This window comes from Streptomyces sp. NPDC048001, from assembly GCF_043203115.1.
GTDB lineage: Bacteria > Actinomycetota > Actinomycetes > Streptomycetales > Streptomycetaceae > Streptomyces > Streptomyces sanyensis.
Genome location: NZ_JBIDBN010000004.1, coordinates 350634 through 370572, shown reverse-complemented (window position 1 = coordinate 370572; position 19939 = coordinate 350634). Strand labels below are relative to the sequence as shown.

At 75.8% G+C, this 19939-nt stretch carries 15 protein-coding genes; 8 read left to right on the top strand and 7 right to left on the bottom strand.

What is annotated here, in order from left to right:
* The first annotated feature begins 71 nt into the window (after positions 1 to 71).
* The 3 genes from ACGF15_RS10280 (at position 72) to ACGF15_RS10270 (ending at position 5599) form a co-directional block, all read left to right on the top strand.
* A complete protein-coding gene (locus tag ACGF15_RS10280) occupies positions 72 to 3557 on the top strand; it encodes a DNA polymerase III subunit alpha (protein WP_392797662.1) in 3486 nt (1161 codons plus the stop codon).
* Positions 3554 to 4516: a hypothetical protein gene (locus ACGF15_RS10275; protein ID WP_392797659.1), complete on the top strand. Its 963-nt coding sequence runs from the start codon at positions 3554 to 3556 to the stop codon at positions 4514 to 4516. Before ACGF15_RS10280 ends, ACGF15_RS10275 begins: the two co-directional genes overlap by 4 nt.
* 216 nt (positions 4517 to 4732) lie before the next feature.
* Positions 4733 to 5599, top strand: a complete 867-nt coding sequence (locus ACGF15_RS10270) for an esterase/lipase family protein (RefSeq protein ID WP_392797656.1) — start codon at positions 4733 to 4735, stop codon at positions 5597 to 5599.
* Between the two features lie 133 nt (positions 5600 to 5732).
* Here ACGF15_RS10270 and ACGF15_RS10265 read toward each other — a convergent pair whose 3' ends face one another.
* Complete coding sequence (locus tag ACGF15_RS10265) at positions 5733 to 6788, bottom strand: lytic polysaccharide monooxygenase (RefSeq protein WP_392797653.1); 1056 nt, start codon at positions 6786 to 6788, stop codon at positions 5733 to 5735.
* A 425-nt stretch (positions 6789 to 7213) separates the two neighbouring features.
* Between ACGF15_RS10265 and ACGF15_RS10260 the strand changes: the two genes are divergently transcribed.
* Positions 7214 to 7657, top strand: a complete 444-nt coding sequence (locus tag ACGF15_RS10260) for a glutaredoxin domain-containing protein (protein ID WP_392797650.1) — start codon at positions 7214 to 7216, stop codon at positions 7655 to 7657.
* Positions 7658 to 7826: 169 nt separating this feature from the next.
* Positions 7827 to 8225 (top strand): VOC family protein, encoded by a 399-nt coding sequence (locus ACGF15_RS10255; RefSeq protein ID WP_392797647.1) that lies wholly within the window; start codon positions 7827 to 7829, stop codon positions 8223 to 8225.
* Positions 8226 to 8298: 73 nt separating this feature from the next.
* Here ACGF15_RS10255 and ACGF15_RS10250 read toward each other — a convergent pair whose 3' ends face one another.
* The gene (locus ACGF15_RS10250; protein ID WP_392797644.1) at positions 8299 to 8805 is read right to left on the bottom strand and encodes a DUF402 domain-containing protein; all 507 of its coding nucleotides are present in this window, start codon (positions 8803 to 8805) and stop codon (positions 8299 to 8301) included.
* A gap of 163 nt (positions 8806 to 8968) precedes the next feature.
* Here ACGF15_RS10250 and ACGF15_RS10245 point away from each other — a divergent pair, with 163 nt between their 5' ends.
* Positions 8969 to 9358, top strand: coding sequence for a GntR family transcriptional regulator (locus ACGF15_RS10245; RefSeq protein ID WP_345616145.1), 390 nt, complete (start codon positions 8969 to 8971; stop codon positions 9356 to 9358).
* A 163-nt stretch (positions 9359 to 9521) separates the two neighbouring features.
* The gene (locus tag ACGF15_RS10240) at positions 9522 to 10331 is read left to right on the top strand and encodes an SGNH/GDSL hydrolase family protein (RefSeq protein ID WP_392797641.1); all 810 of its coding nucleotides are present in this window, start codon (positions 9522 to 9524) and stop codon (positions 10329 to 10331) included.
* A gap of 106 nt (positions 10332 to 10437) precedes the next feature.
* On the opposite strand, the gene ACGF15_RS10235 is transcribed toward ACGF15_RS10240, so the two are convergent.
* Entirely contained in the window at positions 10438 to 11427 is a 990-nt protein-coding gene (locus ACGF15_RS10235; protein ID WP_392797639.1) for a serine/threonine-protein kinase, read from the bottom strand.
* Between the two features lie 283 nt (positions 11428 to 11710).
* Here ACGF15_RS10235 and ACGF15_RS10230 point away from each other — a divergent pair, with 283 nt between their 5' ends.
* On the top strand, positions 11711 to 11974 hold the full coding sequence (locus tag ACGF15_RS10230) for a hypothetical protein (protein WP_256524360.1): 264 nt from the start codon (positions 11711 to 11713) through the stop codon (positions 11972 to 11974).
* Between the two features lie 402 nt (positions 11975 to 12376).
* Here the strand turns inward: ACGF15_RS10230 and ACGF15_RS10225 are convergent, their stop codons facing one another.
* The 4 genes from ACGF15_RS10225 to ACGF15_RS10210 form a co-directional block, all read right to left on the bottom strand.
* Entirely contained in the window at positions 12377 to 15379 is a 3003-nt protein-coding gene (locus ACGF15_RS10225) for a hypothetical protein (RefSeq protein ID WP_392797637.1), read from the bottom strand.
* Positions 15380 to 17242 (bottom strand): HSP90 family protein, encoded by a 1863-nt coding sequence (locus ACGF15_RS10220; RefSeq protein ID WP_392797635.1) that lies wholly within the window; start codon positions 17240 to 17242, stop codon positions 15380 to 15382.
* 202 nt (positions 17243 to 17444) lie between these two features.
* Entirely contained in the window at positions 17445 to 18419 is a 975-nt protein-coding gene (locus ACGF15_RS10215; protein WP_392797633.1) for a hypothetical protein, read from the bottom strand.
* Positions 18420 to 18778: 359 nt separating this feature from the next.
* Positions 18779 to 19921, bottom strand: coding sequence for an epoxide hydrolase family protein (locus ACGF15_RS10210; protein WP_392797631.1), 1143 nt, complete (start codon positions 19919 to 19921; stop codon positions 18779 to 18781).
* Positions 19922 to 19939: the final 18 nt, after the last annotated feature.

Sequence of the window (19939 nt, the reverse complement as noted above, 5' to 3'; positions counted from 1 at the left end):
TACGGGTGTTCGAACTTTGGTCTATGGTGGAAGGCGGGGGAGGTGAGACGGGACTGATCCAGGAGGCGCGGGTGCCAGGGTTCACGCATCTGCACACCGTTTCCGGGTTCTCCGTGCGCTACGGCGCCTCGCACCCGGAGCGGCTCGCCGAGCGCGCCGCCGAGCGGGGCATGGAGGCCCTCGCCCTCACCGACCGCGACACCCTCGCGGGCGCGGTGCGCTTCGCCGAGGCGTGCGCCGGGCACGGCGTGCGGCCGCTGTTCGGGGCGGACCTCGCCCTGGCGGAGCGCGAGCCTCCTCCCCCCGGTCCGGCCGCCCGCCCGCGCACCCCGGTGCGCGGGGGCGCCTTCCTCGACGAGTCCGCGCCCCGCGCCGTCTTCCTCGCCCGCGACCGCGGCGGCTGGGCCGACCTGTGCCGCATGGTCACCGCCGCCCATGCCGCGGGCGGCGGCCCCCCGCTGCTGCCCTGGTCCGCCAACCACGGCGACGGCCTCACCGTCCTGCTCGGCCCGGCCTCCGAGGTGGGCACCGCACTGGCCCAGGGCCGGCCCGACCGGGCCGCGAGGCTGCTGGCCCCCTGGCGCGAGCGGTACGGGGACCGGCTGCGCCTGGAGGTCGTCCACCACGGCCGCACCGGCACCGGCCCGGGATCGCTGCGCCATGCCGCCCGCACCCTCGGCCTCGCCGCGGAGCAGGGGGTGCGGGCCGTCCTCGGCAACGCCGTCCGCTACGCCGATCCCGGGCTGGGACCGGTCGCCGACGTCCTCGACGCCGCCCGCCGACTGGTGCCCGTCGACCCCCGCAGGGGCCTCGACGGCGGGGAGCGCTGGCTGAAGGACCCGCAGACCATGGCCCGCCTCGCCGAGCGGGTCGCGGAGGCGGCGGGCTTCCGCTGGGACACCGCCGCCCGGCTGCTCGCCATGACCGGGGAGACGGCCGCCGAGTGCCTCGTCGACCCCGAGGCGGACCTGGGCATCGGCTCCGTCCACTTCCCGGAGCCCGCCCTCGTCGGAGCGGAGCACCGCACCGCGCAGCGGGTGCTCGCCTCCCGCGCCGCCGCGGGCATGGTGCTGCTGGGCTACGAGGGCCGCCGCGCCTACTGGGAGCGGATGCACCGCGAGCTGGACATCATCGCCCACCACGGCTACGCCTCCTACTTCCTGACGGTCGCCCAGGTGGTGCGGGACGTGAAGGCGATGGGGGTGCGGGTCGCCGCCCGCGGCTCCGGCGCGGGCTCCCTCGTCAACCACCTCCTCGGCATCGCGCACGCCGACCCGGTCGAGCACGGGCTGCTGATGGAGCGCTTCCTGTCCAAGCGCCGCCGGGTGCTCCCGGACATCGACATCGACGTCGAGTCCGCCCGCCGCCTCGACGTCTACCGCGCGATCCTCGACCGCTTCGGCCCCCGGCGGGTCGCCACCGTCGCCATGCCGGAGACCTACCGGGTGCGCCACGCGGTGCGCGACGTGGGGGCCGCCCTGTCCATGGACCCCGCGGAGATCGACCGGATCGCCAAGTCCTTCCCGCACATCCGGGCCCGCGACGCCCGCGCGGCCCTCGGGGAACTGCCCGAACTGCGCTCCGTGGCCGACGGGCTGAAGAGGCACGAGCGGCTGTGGGACCTGGTCGAGGCCCTGGACGCGCTGCCCCGGGGGACCGCCATGCACCCCTGCGGCGTGCTGCTCTCGGACGCCTCCCTGCCCACCCGCACGCCGCTGGTGCCCACCAGCGGCGAGGGCTTTCCGATGGCCCAGTTCGACAAGGACGACGTGGAGAAGCTCGGCCTGCTCAAGCTGGACGTGCTCGGTGTGCGGATGCAGTCGGCGATGGCGCACGCGGTCGCCGAGGTGCGCAGGGCGACGGGGGAGGAGGTGGACCTGGACGCCGTGCCGCCCGGCGACCCGGAGACCTACCGCCTCATCCGGTCCGCCGAGACGCTGGGCTGCTTCCAGATCGAGTCGCCGGGCCAGCGTGACCTGGTGGGGCGGCTCCAGCCGGAGGACTTCCACGACCTGGTCGTGGACATCTCGCTGTTCCGGCCCGGTCCGGTCGCCGCCGACATGGTGCGCCCGTTCATCGAGGCCCGGCACGGCCGGGCACCCGCCCGCTACCCCCATCCCGACCTGGAGGACGCGCTGCGGGAGACCCATGGCGTGGTCGTCTTCCACGAGCAGGTCATCGAGATCGTGCACATCATGACCGGCTGCGGTCGGGACGAGGCCGACCGGGTGCGGCGGGGGCTGTCCGACCCCGGCTCGCAGGGCCGGATCCGGGTCTGGTTCGCCGAGCGGGCCGCGGCGCGCGGCTACGGCCCGGAGACGGTCGCCCGTACCTGGGAGATCGTCGCGGCCTTCGGCTCCTACGGCTTCTGCAAGGCCCATGCGGTCGCCTTCGCCGTTCCCACCTACCAGTCCGCCTGGCTCAAGGCCCACCACCCGGCCGCCTTCTACGCGGGGCTGCTCACCCACGACCCGGGCATGTACCCCAAGCGGCTGCTGCTCGCCGACGCGCGGCGGCGGGGGGTGCCGGTGCTTCCGCTGGACGTCAACCGGTCGGCGGTCGCCCATCGAATCGAACTGGTGTCTGATGATGAGGGGGGAGGGGAGGCAGGATCGGGCCGCTGGGGGCTGCGGCTGGCCCTGGCGGACGTCCACGGCATCACGGAGGCCGAGGCGGCGCGCATCGAGGCGGGCCGCCCGTACGCCTCGCTGCTCGACTTCTGGCAGCGGGCCCGCCCCGCCCGTCCGGTCGCCGAACGGCTCGCCCAGGTCGGCGCGCTCGACGCCTTCGGCGCCAACCGCCGGGACCTGCTGCTCCACCTCGCCGAACTCCACCGCGGCCGCCGCGGCCCCGCCGCCCACGACGGGCAGCTCCCCCTCGCCCAGGGGCGCGCCACCGCGCCCGTGGGCCTGCCGGACCTGGGGGACGCCGAACGCCTCAGCGCCGAACTCGGCGTGCTCGGCATGGACGCCTCCCGCCATCTGATGACTGACCACCAGGACTTCCTCGCCGAGCTGGGAGTCCTCTCGGCACGGCGGCTGCGCGGCGCCCGGCACGGGCAGAGCGTGCTGGTCGCCGGTGCCAAGGCGGCCACCCAGACACCGCCGATCCGGTCCGGCAGGAGGGTGGTGTTCACCACCCTCGACGACGGCACCGGCCTGGTCGACCTGGCTTTCTTCGACGACAGCCACGCGGCCTGCGCCCACACCGTCTTCCACTCCTGGCTGCTGCTGGTGCGCGGGGTGGTGCAGCGCCGCGGTCCGCGCAGCCTCAGCGTGGTCGGGGCCGCCGCCTGGAACCTGGCCGAACTGGTGGAGCTGCGCCGCACCGGCGGGCTCGACGCGGTCGCGGCACGCCTCGCCGCCCCGGGGCCGGACGGGGCTGCCGGGACCGACGGGGCCGCCGGGACCGACGGGGCGGGGGAGGCCGACGCCGGGCGGCGGATCGAGCTGCCGACCGGCTACCGGATGAACCCCTGGGCGGACCTCCGCCCGGCCGGGTCGCCCGCCGCCACCGGCCGGAAGCTGTGGCACCAGAGCCCCGGGAGCGCCGGATGATCCTGTACGCGCGCTTCCTGACGCCGATGCACGAGGCGGCGCTGCCCGCGCTGCTCGCCGTCGCCGAGGACATCAGCCCCGTCGTCCAGGCGCTTCCGCCCGACGCGGTCCTGGTCGACGCCGCGGGCGCGGAGCGGTACTTCGGCCGCGGTCCCGCCGGTCTGGCCGCCCTGCTGCGGGTCCGTCTGCTCGCCCACTGCGGCGTCGACTGCGTGGTCGGGGCCGGCCCCGGCCCGGTGCTCGCCAGGATGGCCGCCCGGGAGGCGGCTCCCGGCGCGGTGCGGGTGGTCGCCGAGGAGGAGGCGGCCGCCTTCCTGGCGGACAAGCCGGTCGCGGCCCTCCCCGGGGTGGGGGCGGCGACCGCCCGCACCCTGTGCGGCTACGGCCTGGACACCGTGGGCGGGGTCGCCGCCGCGCCGCTCGGAGTGGTCCAGCGCCTGCTGGGCGGCCGGGCGGGCCGCGAGGTGTGGGAGCGGGCGCGCGGGATCGACCGGAGCAGGGTCGTCCCCGGTGCCCTCGCCCGGTCGATGGCCGGCGAGCGGCACTTCCCCCGCGACGAACTGGACCGGGCGGAGCAGCGCCGGGCGCTGCTCTCCCTGGCGGAGGAGCTGGGGGCCCGGATGCGGGGCGAGCGGCAGGTGTGCCGCTCGCTGACCCTCTCCGTGCGCTGTGCCGACCGGTCGGTGACCACCCGCAGCCGCACGCTGCGGGAGCCGAGCGCGTACTCCGGGACGCTCACCGCCACCGCGTACGCGCTGCACGGGGCGCTCGGGCTGCAGCGGGCGAGGGTGCGCGGGCTGGCGCTGCGGGCCGAGGGCCTGATGGCCGCGGAACGGGCCTCGCGCCAGCTGACCTTCGACCCGGCCGACGAGCGGGCGCGCCTCCTGGAGGCGGCGGCCGACCGGGTCCGGGCGCGGTTCGGTCCGGGGGCGGTGGTCCGGGGCGCGACGGCCGCCTGACGGACCGGCAGGGCGGCGGGGCGGTGGGGCGGTCAGGGGTGTGGCGGCCCGCCGAACGCTCCACTCCGTAGCGTAAGTCCCAAAGAATCGTCAAGTTTTACCGACGCGTAACTTCCCACCGCTGGTTACCGGTTCGTAAATTTGTCGTGAGCGCGACATAGCCCACCCTGCGTTCCGTCATCCCCCACTCCCCTTGAGCCGCAAGGAGACTGACCGATGCTGCCCTGGAACCGTGTGCTCAGACCGCTGTCGGCCCTCGTCCTCGCCCTCGTGCTGGCCCTCACCTCCGCCGCCACCGCCACGGCGCAGACGGCCTCCGCCCCGAGCAGGGGCTGGAACGACTTCTCCTGCCAGCCCTCCAGCGCCCACCCCCGCCCCGTCGTCCTCGTCCACGGAACCCTCGGGAACAAGATCGACAACTGGCTCGTCCTCGCCCCCTACCTGGTCAAGCGCGGCTACTGCGTCTTCTCCCTCGACTACGGCCAGCTGCCCGGCGTCCCCTTCTTCCACGGGCTCGGCCCCATCGAGGAGTCGGCCGCACAGCTGGACGCCTTCGTCGAGCGGGTGCGCACCTCCACCGGAGCCGCCAAGGTCGACATCGTCGGGCACTCCCAGGGCGGCATGATGCCCCGCTACTACCTCAAGTACCTCGGCGGAGCGTCCGAGGTGAACGCCCTGGTCGGACTCGCGCCCAACAACCACGGCACCACCCTGCTCGGGCTCACCAGGCTCCTGCCCTACTTCCCCGGCGCCTCCGACCTGCTCGACAGGCACGCGCCCGCCCTCACCGCCCAGGTCGCCGGGTCGGACTTCCTCACCCGGCTCAACGAGGGCGGGGACACCGTGCCGGGCGTGCGCTACACCGTCATCGCCACACGCTACGACCAGGTCGTCACCCCCTACCGGACCCAGTTCCTGAGCGGCCCGAACGTCCGCAACGTCCTGCTCCAGGACCTGTGCCCGCTCGACTTCTCCGAGCACGTCGCGATCGGCGTCCTCGACCTCGTCGCGGCCCACGAGGTCGCCAACGCCCTCGACCCGGCGAACGCCCGGCGGACCACCTGCGCCTCGGTCTTCGGCTGAGCGGAGGGCCTCGCACGGGGCCGCTTCCGGTCCGCTCCGGTCCCTCCCGGCCACGGGGGCGGACCGGAGCGGCGCAGCAGCGGGCCGCCGCGCGCCACCGGGGCGCACGGCGGCCTCCCGCCCGTGCCGCAGGTCAGCCGCCGTGCCGCGCACCCGCGCGGGAGGACCGGCGGCGGCCCAGGAGGAAGAGGGTCCCGGCGCCCGCGGCGAGCACCGCCGCGCCGCCGCCCGCCAGATACGCGGTCCCGGTCCCGCCGCCCGTCTCCGCGAGGTGCTCCTCGCCGCCCGCCTGCGCCACCGGGGTCGGCCCGCCCTCGCCCAGGACCTCGGGGGCGCTGCCGCCGTCACCGCCCCCGGACTGCCCGTGGCCGCCTTCGCCGTGCCCGGACCCGGGCCCGTCCGCCTTGGTCTCCGCCTCCGCGGCCGTCGGGCCCGGCTCCGGGCTGTGCCCGTCCCCGCCGTGGCCGCCGTGGTCCACCGTCGACTGCTCCGCACCCTCCTCGATGTCCTGCTCGGAGGGGGCCGAGGCGGTGGGCGCCGCCGGGCTGCCGCCGTCGTCCTTGCCGAACACCACGTCGGAGCAGGTGTAGAAGGCCTCGGGGGAGTCGGAGCGCTGCCAGATCGAGTAGACCAGGTGGCGGCCGGACCTGGCGGGGACGTCGCCGGTGAAGGTGTACGCACCGTTCGCCAGCTTCGGGTCGGTCGCCGTGGCGAACGGCTCGGCCTCCAGGTCCGCCCAGCTCAGCGGCTTCGACGGGTCGTAGCCGTCCTTGGTGATGTACAGCGCGAAGCTGCCCTTGTGCGGGGCGGTCGCCTTGTACCGGAAGGTGTGGCTGCCCGGGGCGAGCGGGGAGGAGGGCCAGTCGGCGCGCGGCAGGTCCAGCCCCTTGTACTTGTCGCGGCCGGCGCTGCAGAGCTTCCCGTCCGGGATCAGCTGCCGGTGGTTGCCCGCGGCGTTGGCGATGTTGACCTCGTTCCAGTCGTAGAGCGGCTGGGTGCCCCCGGCCGCCACCATCGCCTTGCACGCGGCCGACCGCGGGTTCTCCGGGCCCTCGGCGAAGCAGGCGGACACGCGGCTGACCGGGTCCGTCATCGAGCCGTGGGCGGACGCCGGCGCCGTGCCCAGGGAGAGCAGCGCCAGGGGCGCGAGGCCGAGGGCGGCGACAGCGGCCGTGCGGCGAGCGGTCATGAGGGGGGTTCTCCTTCGAACGGGTGCAGGGCGCCCGGACGGTGCGGGCGGGCACGGCGCGCTCCGGGGAGCGGCGGCCGACGGCTCGCGAACCGTGCGGGACGCTCTGCAAGCTAGCCCGCCGCGGCGCCCGAATCCCTTGCGCGGAACGGAGAACGGCGATCCTTATGGTCGGCTTAAGCCGCGTCTAAGCGCGGGCTGAGGATCGCCCCGGAGCCGTCCGCCCGCGCCCGGTACGGCACCTCGCCGCGGCCCGCGCGGCTCGCCGCCGGACCGCCCGGGCGGGCTCCGGCGGAGGCCGGTCCGGCGGGGGCGCCGCCCCCAACGCGACGGCCCCTTCCGCGACGGCGCCTTCCGCGACCGCCCCATTCCGCGACCGCCCCCGGCGGGGCGCACCTCGCGGGGAACCGCCTACCCTGGCCGTCATGCCACGCGTCTGGATCCGGCCGGCCCTCTATGCGGTCTGCGGTGCCGTCCTGGCCGCGGTGCTGTTCTCCCGGGGGGACCCGGGTGCGGCCGTGGCGCCCCTGCTCGTCTTCCCGGCGCTCGCGGTCCTGAACTCGCCCCTGCCCTTCCCGCGGTCGATCGGAGCACTGGAGGCGCGGCGCCGCAGCGCGGCCGACGGCCGTCCGATCGTCTACTGGCGGCCGGGCTGCGTCCACTGCCTGCGGCTCCGCGTCCGGCTGGGCCGCCGGGCCCGCGCGGCGCACTGGGTCGACATCCGCAGGGATCCGGCGGGAGCCGCGGCGGTGAGGGCCGCCGCCGACGGCAACGAGACCGTGCCCACCGTCGTCCTCGCCGAGCGCTCGTACGTCAACCCCGACCCCGGCTGGGTGCGCGGCATGCTCCCTCCGCCCGGCAGGCGCTGACGGCCGCGGGCGGCCGGGCCCCGGCCCGCCCGGCCGGGGGTCGCGTGGCTCCGGGACCTGCGCGGTCCACCGAGTCCCACCCCGACCCGCCCGGCCGCGGGTCGCGTGCGCGTCCGGGGCGCCCGTCCTACGGTGGGACCACCTTCCGCCCCCGACGCCAGGAGCGAGCATGGCCGGCGAGATCACCTTCTTCGAGCTCGGGGTGGGCGACCCCGACCGGGCCCGCGCCTTCTACGGGGGCCTGTTCGGGTGGGTCTTCGAGGGCGGCGCGCGCAAGGGGGACGCGGACCCGGGCAGCGGCTACGCGATCCGCACCGACGCAGCTCCCGGCGGAGTGCACGGAGGCGACCCCGGCGCCCGCCCGTACGTCTTCTTCCGGGTGGACGCCATGGACGCCGCCCTCGACCGGGTCCGGGAGCTCGGCGGCCGGGTGGACGAGACCGAGCTCGGCGGTGACGAGGCGTCGGTGGCCCGGTTCGGGCGCTTCCGGATCTGCGAGGACGACCAGGGCTCCCCCTTCGGCCTCCACGAGCCGCCGCGGGCAGGCGAGGCCCCACCCGCGGCCTGAGGGCTCCGCGGACGGTCGCGGCCGACGTGCGGGGGAGGGCGCCGCACTCCTCCGCCCCGGCCCGGACACCGCGTCAGGCCGGCCCCCGCAGCATGTGCGCGAGGGCGGCAGGCCCGCCTTCGCGCACGAGGTGCTCGAGCGTGTCCAGCGCCCGCTCCGCCTCCCGCGCGGCCTCGGGGTCCCGCTCGCGCAGCCCGCTCGCGGCGAACTCGTCCTCGTCGAGGCGGAGCACCGTCCGCCCGTCCGCCGACACCCACAGATCGAGGTCCAGGTCCTCCACGACCACCTCGGCGCCCTCCCGCACCGCGGGCCGCGCGATGTCGCAGTACCAGCCCTTGAGTTCTCCCGTGCCCGCGCGCACCTCCTTCACGGCGTACCAGCGGTCGCGCCGGTAGTGCTCGGTGAACACGTCGCCCGGCTCGAAGCGCACGAAGCCGAAGTCCCGTACGCCCGGAGCCGCCCAGGCGGCGCGCACCGCCAGGTGCGTACCGTCGTCGAACAGCTCGGCGGCCGGGTAGCGGATCTTGGTCCCGCCCCTCTTGAGGAGACGGACGTGCAGTTCGGTGGAGCCGTCGGACACGGGGTACCTCTCCCGGGTGGTGGCGGGGTCCGGGCGGGCCGGCGGCGCGGCCCGGACCCGGGAGCGTGCGGGCGTCAACCGCCGCGGCCCGCGCGACGACCATAGGGGCGAACCTGCGGGCCGCGCCTCCCGATATGCCGGGCGGTGGGGAAGAATCCGCCCCGTGACCTTCACCATCGCCATCGACCCGCACAGCGCCGACGCACCCTACGAACAGGTCCGCGCGCAGATCTCCGAGCAGGCGCGCTCCGGGGAGCTGCCCGTGGGCTACCGCCTCCCGACGGTCCGGGCCCTCGCCGGGGAACTGGGCCTCGCGGCCAACACGGTCGCCAAGGCCTACCGCGCGCTGGAGGGTGACGGAGTGGTGGAGACCCGGGGCCGCCACGGCACGGTCGTGGCGGCCGCCGGTGATGCGGCGGCACGTCAGGCGGCGTCCGCCGCCGCGGAGTTCGCCACCCGGGCGCACCGGCTGGGGCTCACGCGCGAGCAGGCCGGAGCGGCCGCCGCCGAGGCGCTGCGCACGGTCTACGAGGGGGGCGGCGCGGCCGGCTGAGAGCCGCGCAGGGGGGAGGGGCGCGTCCCGACGGGCGCACCCCCGGACAGGAAGTGACATGGCGGAAACCCGTCAGTAACACATTTGGCATGGACACTTCCAGTCAACCAAGCCCGCTGCTACGACAGTTGCAGCAGAGATCCTGCTGTGACTGGGAGGTTTCATGAAGCTGTCCCGTATGGCCGCATTCTCGTCCTCGCTCGTGCTCGGCGCCGTCCTCGCTCTCACCGGAGCCGGTACCGCGCAGGCCGACTCGTCCGCCCAGGCCGTCGACTACGTCGCCCTGGGCGACTCCTACTCCTCCGGGCTGGGAGCCGGAAGCTACGAGAGCTCCAGCGGCAGCTGCAAGCGCAGCACCCGCGCCTACCCCCGGCTGTGGGCCAACGCCAACGCGCCCTCCTCCTTCGCGTTCACCGCCTGTTCCGGGGCGCGGACCAACGATGTGACCGCCGGTCAGCTCGGGCCGCTCACCTCGGGCACCGACCTGGTCTCCCTCACCATCGGCGGCAACGACGCGGGCTTCGCGGACGTCATGACCACCTGCGTCCTGCAGTCGGAGTCCAGCTGCCTCAGCCGGATCGCCCAGGCGAAGTCCTATGTCGACACCACCCTGCCCGGACGCCTGGACTCCGTGTACGACGCCATCCGCGCCAAGGCCCCCGCCGCCCGCGTGGTCGTCCTGGGATACCCCCGCTTCTACAAGCTGAACGGCAGTTGCATCGCCGGGCTCAGCGAGACCGAGAGATCCGCCATCAACGGCGCGGCCGACCATCTCAACGCGGCGATCGCCAAGCGCGCCGCCGACCACGGCTTCACCTTCGCCGACGTGGTGGGCACCTTCACCGGCCACGAGATCTGCTCCGGCAGCTCCTGGCTGCACAGCCTCAACTGGTTCAACATCGGCGAGTCCTACCACCCGACGGCCGCCGGGCAGTCCGGGGGCTACCTGCCGGCGTTCAACGCCAACGACTGACGGTCCCCGGGCCCGCGCGACCGCTCCCGGCGTCTCCTCCTCCGGTCCCGGAACCGGTCGCGCACCCGTCCGCCGCCACGGCGGCCGGGTCCGGTCCCGGACCCGGTCAGCGGGGCAGCACCGCCGCCCACACCAGCACGGCCAGGACGAGCAGCACCACCGCCCCGGCCGCCAGCGCCGCGCCCCGGCCGTGCGCCCCGCCCCGGCCGGAGCCTGCCCGCCCCCCGGCGGGTGCCGCCGCCGGGGCGCCCGCGGCGGCCGCCGGCCCGCCGCCCCGGCCCGCGGCCGCCCCGTCCTCGCCCCGGGCACCCGCGGACCCCGCCGGGGCCGGACCGTGCGCCCCCGCGGCCGATGCGGGCGGCACCGCACCACCCGCACCGGCGAGGCGCAGCCGGTGCTCGGCCTCCGCGGCCGGCATCGCCCCCGCGGCGTCCCGCCGCAGCAGCCCCTCGACCACCTCGGCCAGGGCGCCGTCCGCCCGTTCGGCGCGGGGCGCGTCCCCGCGCGGACTCCGGCCCTCCACCGCGGTGAACAGCACCGCCCCCAGCGCCCGCAGGTCGGCCGCCGCCCCCTGCGCCACCGGCGGCACGCCCACGGCGCCGGAGCCCGTGCCGAAGCCCGTCACCAGCACCCGCCCGTCGTTCGCCACCAGCACCTTCGACGGCGTCACGTTCCCGTGGACGACCCCTGCCGCATGGGCCGCCCGCAGTCCGGCCAGCGCCTCCGACCCGATGCGCGCCACCTGACGCGGCGGCAGCGGGCCGTCGGCCTCCAGCAGCTCCGACAGCGCCAGCCCGCGGACGGGCTCCATCACGATCCACGGCCGCCCGCCGTGGCCGGCGACCTCGTGCACCGCGACCACGTTGCGGTGGGAGATCCGCCCCGCGGACCGCGCCCCGTCCTCCAGACGCCTGAAGAGCAGCCGGGCGGCCGTCGGGTCCAGGCCCGGCGGTACCCGGAACTCCTTGACCGCCACCTCGCGCCGGAGCAGCTCGTCGTGGGCCAGCCACGCCACGCCCGTCCCGCCCTCGCCGAGAAGCCCGATCAGGCGGTAGCGCTCCGCAATCACGCGCCCTGTGACGGGCGTCTCGTCCATGCCGTCCCCCTGACCGCAACTCACCTCGAAATGTGGTGCATACCCCTTCGGGGGCGATCAACTCACCCGGTGAGAGGTGATGATGACAGTGCGTCAAATGATGCCCCGGGGGCGGGCGGACCGTTTCCTCGGCCAACTCGCCCTGAGTCCAGTCGTATTCGGAGAGTGACGAAGCGGGGGTGCGTGGGCGGGGCGGAGCGGGGAGGCGGGATACACGGGTGCCCCCCGGGAGCGATAGGGTTAATCTGCCCGGGCCGGGTGCATCGTACGGGTGGGGAGAGACATGGATCAGATAACAGTTCGCAGCAGGCCGCGCGTGCCTGCCATCACCTGCGGGAGCGGCGCCGCCAGTACGCGCCTCGACCGCCATCTCGCGGTCCTCGGCGGTCCCGCCGTGCCGCAGCGGGAGGCCGCCGAGGCGACCCTGCTGATGCGGGAGCTGACCTCGCGCGACGCGTCCCACGCGCGCCCGAACGGCACCGCCCGCGTCTCGCTCTTCGCGCCGCTGCGACGTCTGCGCCGCTCGCTCTTCGGCAGCCGCGGCTGACCGACCCGCCGGCGCTCCTCCCCGGCACCGGAACACGCACGGAAGACCGGCACCGCGCCAGGGTCCTCTCCCCGGGATCCTGGCGGCCCACCGCCACCCGCACTCCGTTCCCCGCGGCAGCCGCTCGGCCCGTCGGCGTCCCCGCGGGAGGGCATGCCCGCGCGGCCGCGGGCATCCACCGCGAGCCACCGGCACCGCCCCCGGGACGGCCCCCGGCACCTTGGGGACGACCCGGGAGGACGCTGCCCCCGTACGGGCCTCCGCGCCCTCCGCAGCCCCGCGCCCGCCCCGGGTCCTCCCGGGAGCGGGCTCCCCGCGTCCCCCGTCCCGGAGGACCCGCAGCGCCGGGACCCGGAGCACCCGGGAGCCGGGGCCCGGCACGGGCCGGACCCCGGCGGGCCGTCAGGAGCCGTCCCGGTTCAGGAAGTCCTGGCGGAGCGCCCCGAGGATCCGGGCCGCCTCCTCCAGCCCGGCGTGGCGGCAGCGGCGCGCCGCCTCCGTCAGCCGCGTGACGGCCTGTGCGTACCTGCCCAGGCCGTTCCCCTCGATCAGGGCCGCGATCCGGACCGCCTCCGCGCGCGGCTCCTCGCCGTTCTCCCCGCCCTCTTCGTGGGCGGCGACGGACGCCTCGGCCTCGGCCAGGGCCTCCGCGAAGCGCTCGCACTCGGCGAGGACCCGGGCCCTGCGGTAGTGGATCATCCCCGCGACGTACCAGTGCGCGAAGTCCTCCGCGTCCTCCGGCACCGCCGTGCGGACCTCGTCCGCCCGTGCCAGGTGCCCCAGTGCCGCGTCCAGCCCCCCGGGCCCGCGCCCCGCCATGACGAGCCGGGCGAACTCCCCCATCATGGCGGTGACGGCCGCCGGGTTCGGGGCCTGCGCATGCGCCTCCACGGCGCGCTCGTACGCCGCCTCGGCCGCCTCCCACCGCTCGGCCTCGGCCAGCGCGGTGGCCGCGTCCGCCGCCACCATGGTGAGGATCGGCCCGTCCTCCTCCCAGCCGGCGACGGCGTCGGCCAGCAGCAGGAACTCCTCCGCGGCGGCCAGGTGCTCGCCCAGCTCCCGCAGCCCGCGCGCCAGCGTCAGCCGGGCCTGGGCGAGCATCCGCTCGTCGAGGACGCCGTCCGCCCCGCCCGCGAGCACGGACTCCAGGACGGCGACGGCGTCGGCCTGCTGCCCGTCCCGCGCCAGGACGTCGGCGAGCTGCAGGCGGATGTCGGCGGCCTCGGCGAGTGCCCCGTCCCGGTCGAACCGCGCCGCCGCCTCCGAGAGGTGGCGCACGGCGCCGGCGGCGTCGCCGAGGTGCGTGGCCGCATGGCCCAGCAGCGCGTACGCCGGTGCGAGCGGGAACTCCGTGTCGTCGTACCGGACCGCCTCGCCGATCGCCCGGTGCAGCAGCTCGGACGCCTCGCCCGGTTCGCTCCGGGCCAGCAGCGCCTGGGCGAGCAGCACCCGCGGACGCGAACCGCGCCAGGGCCGCCCGGAGGACTCCACGTCCACCAGCGCCGCCCGCAGTTCCGCCTCCGCCTCCGCCGCGTCACCCCGCCGGAAGGCCAGGTCGGCCGCGAACTGGCGTGCGTTGGCCACCTGGTGCGGGACCCCCAGGCCCTCGGCCTCGGAGCGGAGGGCGCCCACGCACTCCTCGAACCGCTCCATGGCGGCGTCCTGCGCACCCTCCGGGGCCGCCGTCACCTCCTGGTAGGCGGCGAAGGCCCGGGAGAAGAGCACCGTGAGGTACTCCAGGACGCGCTCCTGCCCCGGTCCGCCCGCGGTGCCGTCCGCGCCCGCCGCCGGGCCCCCGGTGAGCGGTTCCCGCTCCTTCAGTCGCTCGGCCTCGTGCAGCACCTCGTCCAGCGCCGCGCGGAAGGCGCCGGGGCCGTCCGGCCCGGCGCCTTCGGCGGACCCGGCCCCCTCCTCGTCCTCGTCCGGAACGGACTCCCAGGCGAGGGCCCGGGCACGGGCGGAGAGCATGCGCCAGGGCGCCCCCGCCCGGCCGAACAACTCGGCGGCCTGCCTCAGTTCGGAGACGGAACGCCCCCCGCGGTCCTCCCGCGACAGCACCAGCGCCCGGTGCTCGGCGAGTTCCGCCGACAGCAGCTCCCCGGGACCGAGGCCGTCGCCCGGGGCCTCCCCGGCCGCCAGCCGGTCCTCCACCCGGGTCCACAGCCGCGCCGCGCCCGGATGCCCCGTCGCCCCCAGGCGCCGGGCCTCGCGCACCAGCCCGGCGAAGTCCTCGGGGACCTCCGGCACCGCGGCGCCCGCGCCCGCCGCCGGGGAGGGCTCCGGCGCCTCGGACCGGACCACCGGGCTCCGCAGCCCGAGCGGAAGGGGCTCCTCGCACAGCGGGAGCTGCGCCAGCCGGGCGCGCCGCCGGTCGCCGACGGCCGTGGTCCCGTTGCGCCCGTCGAACGCGGCGGCCAGGCGCTCCGCCTCGCCCCGGACATGGGCGAGGAGCTCGCCGGCCGTCCAGTTCCGTCCGGGCGGACCCGCGACCGCCGCCGCGCCGTGGCCGTCCCCGACGATGCGGGCCAGCAGCACCTCCACGCCGGTGAGGAAGCCCAGCAGCGCCAGCGGGGCGCCCGTCGTCCCGAACAGCGGGCGGTTCTCCGCGAGGATCTCCAGCCCCCGGCCCTCGTTGCGCGACAGCGCGCAGAACTCCAGATGCAGGCCGACCTCGTCCAGCATGCCCGTGTTGCCGCGGACCCGGCGGTAGCCGGTCAGATGGTGGGAGCGGGCCTCGTCCGCGCGCCCCGTCCGCAGCAGCGGGAGCAGCGCCCGCGCCTGGCTCATCTGCGGCTCCTCGGTGCACGCCTGCGCACCCTCCAGGACCGGCCGCCAGGAGTCGAGCGCCCCGGCGTCGTCACCTGCCGACACCCGGTGCCACGCCAGGTACCGGGTCTCGCACGCCTCGCAGTCGCTCAGCTCGCTGCGGGGGCGGGTGGCCCAGAGGTCGAAGGCGTCGTCGGCCCCGGTGCCCGTGTGGGCCGCGAGGTGGTAGCGCATCGCGGCCACCGGCTGCACCTCGTGCCCGGCGGCCTCGTAGAAGCCGCTCATCCGCCCGATCCAGCCCTGGACGGTGGCCAGCGGCACGTCGGGCACCTGGAGCAGCGAGGTGGTCACCCACTTGAAGCGCCAGAAGACCTGGTGGGCCTCCCACTGGCTGAACGCCTCGGGCGAGTCCTCCCACAGCTTCAGCAAGCGGGCGAAGACCACCGGCGACTTGCGGTGCTCGCCGGTGAACTCGTACGCCGCCATCAGCTCCAGCAGGGCGGTGACGAGGACGTCCGGCTCCTCGAAGGGCTCGGCGGCCTCGGCCAGCTCCTCGGCGGTGACGGTCCGCTGGAGCCCGTGGGGGCGCTCGTTGTTCTCGCGCAGCGCCTCGACCACGGCCTCGGGTGTGTCCAGCATCTACAGTTCCTTCCGGGGCTCTGAGCCGGGTGCCGCCGTGCCGGTGTGGTGCATGGCGTGGGTGAGCAGGCCGATGAAGGCCCGGTTGAGCAGGGCGCTCTCGCCCGCCCGCAGCGGGCGTCGGCTGAGCAGCAGGGCCTGGCCGTACAGGGCCTCGGCGGTGGTGACGGCCAGCCCGCGCTCGGCGACCGTGAGCGCCTGGCGGACCAGCGGGTTGAGGTGGTTCAGGACGAGCTGCGCGCGGGGGGTGTCGTGGCGCAGCGAGCCGAGGATGTCGGCCCACAGGCCGTCGCTCTCCGCGGCCAGGCCGGACCGGGTGCGCTCGTGCCGTGCCTCCCGGTTGTCCAGGAGCAGCGCGGGGGCGGTGACCGGCTGGAAGTCGCGCAGGACGACATCGCAGTCGTGGACCCCGATCGTCTCGCGCGCGACGGCGAGGAAGGCGGCCGCCCGCAGCTCCGCCGCCGGGTCCACGGCGTCGAGGTGGGCCGTGACCGTGGCCGGGTCGAGGTCGGCGACGGCCGTGCCGGGACGCAGCTCGGGCAGCCGGTGCACCAGGTCGCGGTCGTAGGTGTAGCCGCCGTTGACGACCCCCAGCCCGGCCGCCGCGGCGATGGGCGCCACCTGGCGGAACTCCTCGACGCTCCGGGTGACCAGCAGCGTCGGGTGCGTCCGCGCGAACTCCTCCAGGGTGACGTTGCCGTCGCTGGTCTCGAACGGCAGCCAGGGCAGCACGATCCGCAGCAGCTCGTCGTCGTAGCGGGCGAGGGCCTTCACCGCGAGGTGGTGGGTGTCGATGAAGCGGTGCAGCAGGGACGGGTCGCTGGCGGCGAGCCCGGTGAGCCAGTCGCGGATCCGCTCGCCCAGCGCGTCCCGCACCGCCGACAGCGTCCCGTCCTCGTACAGCGCCTCGCGGGAGGCGGTCGGGCGCAGACTGGTGGTGTCGACCACGCAGCGCACGAAGAACGCCCACTCCGGCAGCAGTTCCGGCGCCCGGTCGGTCAGCAGCATGCCCTTGAGGTGCACCCGGTGGCCCGCGCGCTGGGCGGGGCTGACGGCCGTGGGCAGCACATAGGCGACGCCGCGCAGTCCGGCGGCCGGCAGGTCGAGCTCGATGGTGTCCAGCGGGGTGAAGTCGAACAGCTCCCGGCAGTGGGCGGTGAGCGCCTCGCGGCGGGCGAGCGGCGAGCGGTGGGCGCGCTCCCACGGGGGCGTCTCGTTGACGCGGTGGGTCCCGCCGTCCGGCCCGACGACGGTGACCTCGTGCCGCAGCAGCCCGCCGTAGTGCCGGGCCAGGGCGAGGACCTGCTCCGGGCTCGTCCAGTCCGCGTTGTCGGCGCGCGGTGTGAGCCGCACCGTGGTACCCGGTTCGGGTACGGCCGAGGCGGGCAGGGTCCGGATCGTGTACGCGCCGTCCGAGCGGCCCCGCCACTCCACGGCGGGCGCGGCCGGGTCCGCCGCCGACCTGCTGAGGACCGTGATCTCGTCCGCCACCACGAAGCAGGCGAGCAGCCCGATGCCGAACTGGCCGATGAACTCGCCGCGGGCCTCGTCGAGCCCGGCGCCGTCCAGCCCGCCGCCGGCCGTCCGCTTCGAGCTCCGGCCGATGGTGGCCAGGAACCGGTGGACGTCGGCCTCCGTCAGGCCGACACCCGTGTCCGTGACGGTGAGCGTCCCGCCCGTGCGCACGGTGATGCGGCCGGGTGCGCCGGGGTCCGCGGCCTGCCGCGCGGTGATGGCGTCCACGGCGTTCTGGAGCAGCTCGCGCAGGTAGACGCGGGGGCTGGAGTACAGGTGGTGGGAGAGCAGGTCGACCAGACCGCGCAGGTCGACCTGGAAGGTGTGGGACGTCTCGGAATGGTGCACGGGCGAAGCCTTCGGTGGGCGCCCGCACCGTGGCGGCGCGGGCGGGGTGGCGGACGGATGTGCTCTGGACGCGCGGGGGGCGGCGCCCCACCGGGCGCCGCGATCGCGGGTGGGCGGCGGGCCGTGCCGGACCGCGGAGGCGGGCCGGGACACGGGCGTTGCCGGTGCGGCGGGCCGGACCGCGGAGGCGGCGGTGCCGGGCTCAGCGCCCGGCCGAGAACCGGTGCTTCCGGTAGGCCGCCACCGGGTGGCCGCCGAGGTAGTTCCACGGGGACTCGCTCACCCGGCCTTCCGTGGCGCGGAAGCACTCCCGTGCGTAGTCCCGGTCGCCGGCCAGCGAGAAGGCCATGGCGAAGGCGTTGAGGGCGGTGACCCAGGAGCCCTTGCGCACGAAGTCCGGGTGCAGGACGGAGTGGTCGGCGGCCTCCCGCAGGGACTCCGTCACCCGGGGCAGGCGCATGTAGGCGGCGTCCTCGCCGTCGCCGAGGGCGAGCCAGTGCTCGATGTGGGCGGTCGCGACCAGGCCGCCCAGCAGGGTTCCGGGGGGAGCCTCCAGCGCGGCCTGCCGCGCGAAGGCGTGCATCTCCTCGTGCGAACCGCCCCACTTGTCGCAGACCTGCTGCAAGCGCTGGTGGTGCGCGCCCGGATGGTGGGGGTCGCGCCGGACCGTCGCCTCGAACCGGCGCCGTGCGACCGCCTGGCCGACCTGGAGACCGCGGCCGGTCACCTGGAGGCCGTACCAGGGCGAGGTCCACCCGGGCTCGCGCTCGGCCACCTCGTACAGCCAGGTCTCGGCCGTGCGCAGCCGCGCGTGGAAGGTCTCGAACTGCTCCCGTGAGACGTGCCGGGCCAGGGCGGTCGTCCGGGCCTCCCAGCCCCACGAGATGTGCCGGATGGCCGCCACCAGGCGCGGCAGCGGCGCGTCGGGATCCGCTTCGAGCACCGGGGCGATCCACCGCTCGACGCCGGGGGTGTCGGCGACCGCCCACAGCAGCTCGACCCGGTTCCCGCTCTCGGGACACGCCTCCAGGACCTCCCGCACGGTGCTCCAGTCCGCCGCGGCGGCCGCCTTCCGCACGCGGGGCACGGCCGGGTCCCCGGAGTCCTTCTGCAGCCGCGCGACGGGCCGCACCGCCCATCTCCCCAGCGTGAGCCCCCGATCCCGGAGCAACGCCATGTCCCCACCCCTTGTGTGCCTGCACAGACGGGGGCTGATGATCACCCCCTGGTGGTGGTAGTGCCTATCACGAGTGACCGACACTCGCACAACCGTTTCAGTCGGCTCCGGGGTTGCGGGCCCGGCACCCGCTGGCCGGACTGGTTCCGCACGAGTGCCTGCCCGGCGGTTCCCGTGCCGTCCTCGGCGAGGCGACCACGGTCGGGCGCCCCGGCCCCGCCCCCGCCGTCCCCGGGCGGGACCAGGCCGCAGCGTCGCCGGACCCCGCCGGGTTCGAGCCCGGCGGGGTCCCCGTGCGTGCCGGACCGGCGGGGTCCTGACCAGCTCTCTCCGGCCCCCCCGCCGGCCCTGGCGCTCCGTCAGGACAGGCCGCGGAAGAAGGCCCGGATGTCGTCCGCGAGCAGCTCCGCCTCCTCCATCGCCGGGAAGTGACCGCCCTCGGTGAACTCGCTCCAGTGGCCGATCACCTTCCCCGGGTCGATCGCACGCCGCATGAGCGGGTGGGTGTCGAACACGGCCCATCCGGACGGCACGCCCGAACCCATGACCACGTCGAGCCCGGAGTGCTCGTTCTCGTAGTAGAACTGCGCGCTGGTGGCGCCGCTGCGGGTGAACCAGTACAGGCTGATGTTCGTGAGGAGCTGGTCGCGGTCGACCGACTCGTCCGGCGTCCGGTGGGCGCCGCCGGACCTGGGCCTGAACTTCTCGGCGATCCACGCGAGCTGACCGACCGGCGAGTCGGTGAGCGCCGCGCCGATCGTGTCGGGGCGGTGGTTCTGCATCAGGAGGTACCCGCGGTCGGTGGCGTCCTCGGTGCGCACGGCCTCGAGCTGGGCGGTCTCCTCGTCGGAGAGACCCTCGGGGTAGGGGAACTTCTCGCCGATCAGCCCGAGCCACCGGGGGTCGCTGCCGAAGTGCGTGCCGATGACGCGCTCCGGGCACAGCGCCGCGAGGCGGCCGACGGTGCCCGCGCCGATGTCGGTGCCGTGGGCCGCGAACCTCTCGTAGCCCAGACGCGTCAGGATCTCGGCGTAGGCCTCCGTCGTCCGCGCCAGCTCCCAGCCGGTCCCCGAGAGCGGGGTGGAGAACCCGAAGCCGGGCAGCGACGGGACGACCACGTGGAACTCGTCGGTCAGCAGCGGGATGAGCCGCTGGTACTCGACGAACGATCCCGGCCAGCCGTGGTTCAGGACCAGCGGGACGGCCGCCGGGTTCGTCGACCGCACATGGACGACGTGGAAGGTCTGGCCGTCGACGACCGTGGTGAGCTGTTCGTACTGGTTGAGCTTCTCCTCCTGCGCACGCCAGTCGAACCCGTCGCGCCAGTACGCGGCGAGCTCCTTCAGATACGCCGGCGGAATGCCGCGGCTGAAGTCGGTGCGGTCGTCGCGGCCCGGCACCGGGGCCGGCCAGCGCGTGTGTGCCAGCCGGTTGCGCAGGTCGTCCACATCGGCCTGCGGGATGTCGATCCGGAACGGTGTGAGTGCGTTGTCCTCGTTCATGACACCGACGCTCCCAGC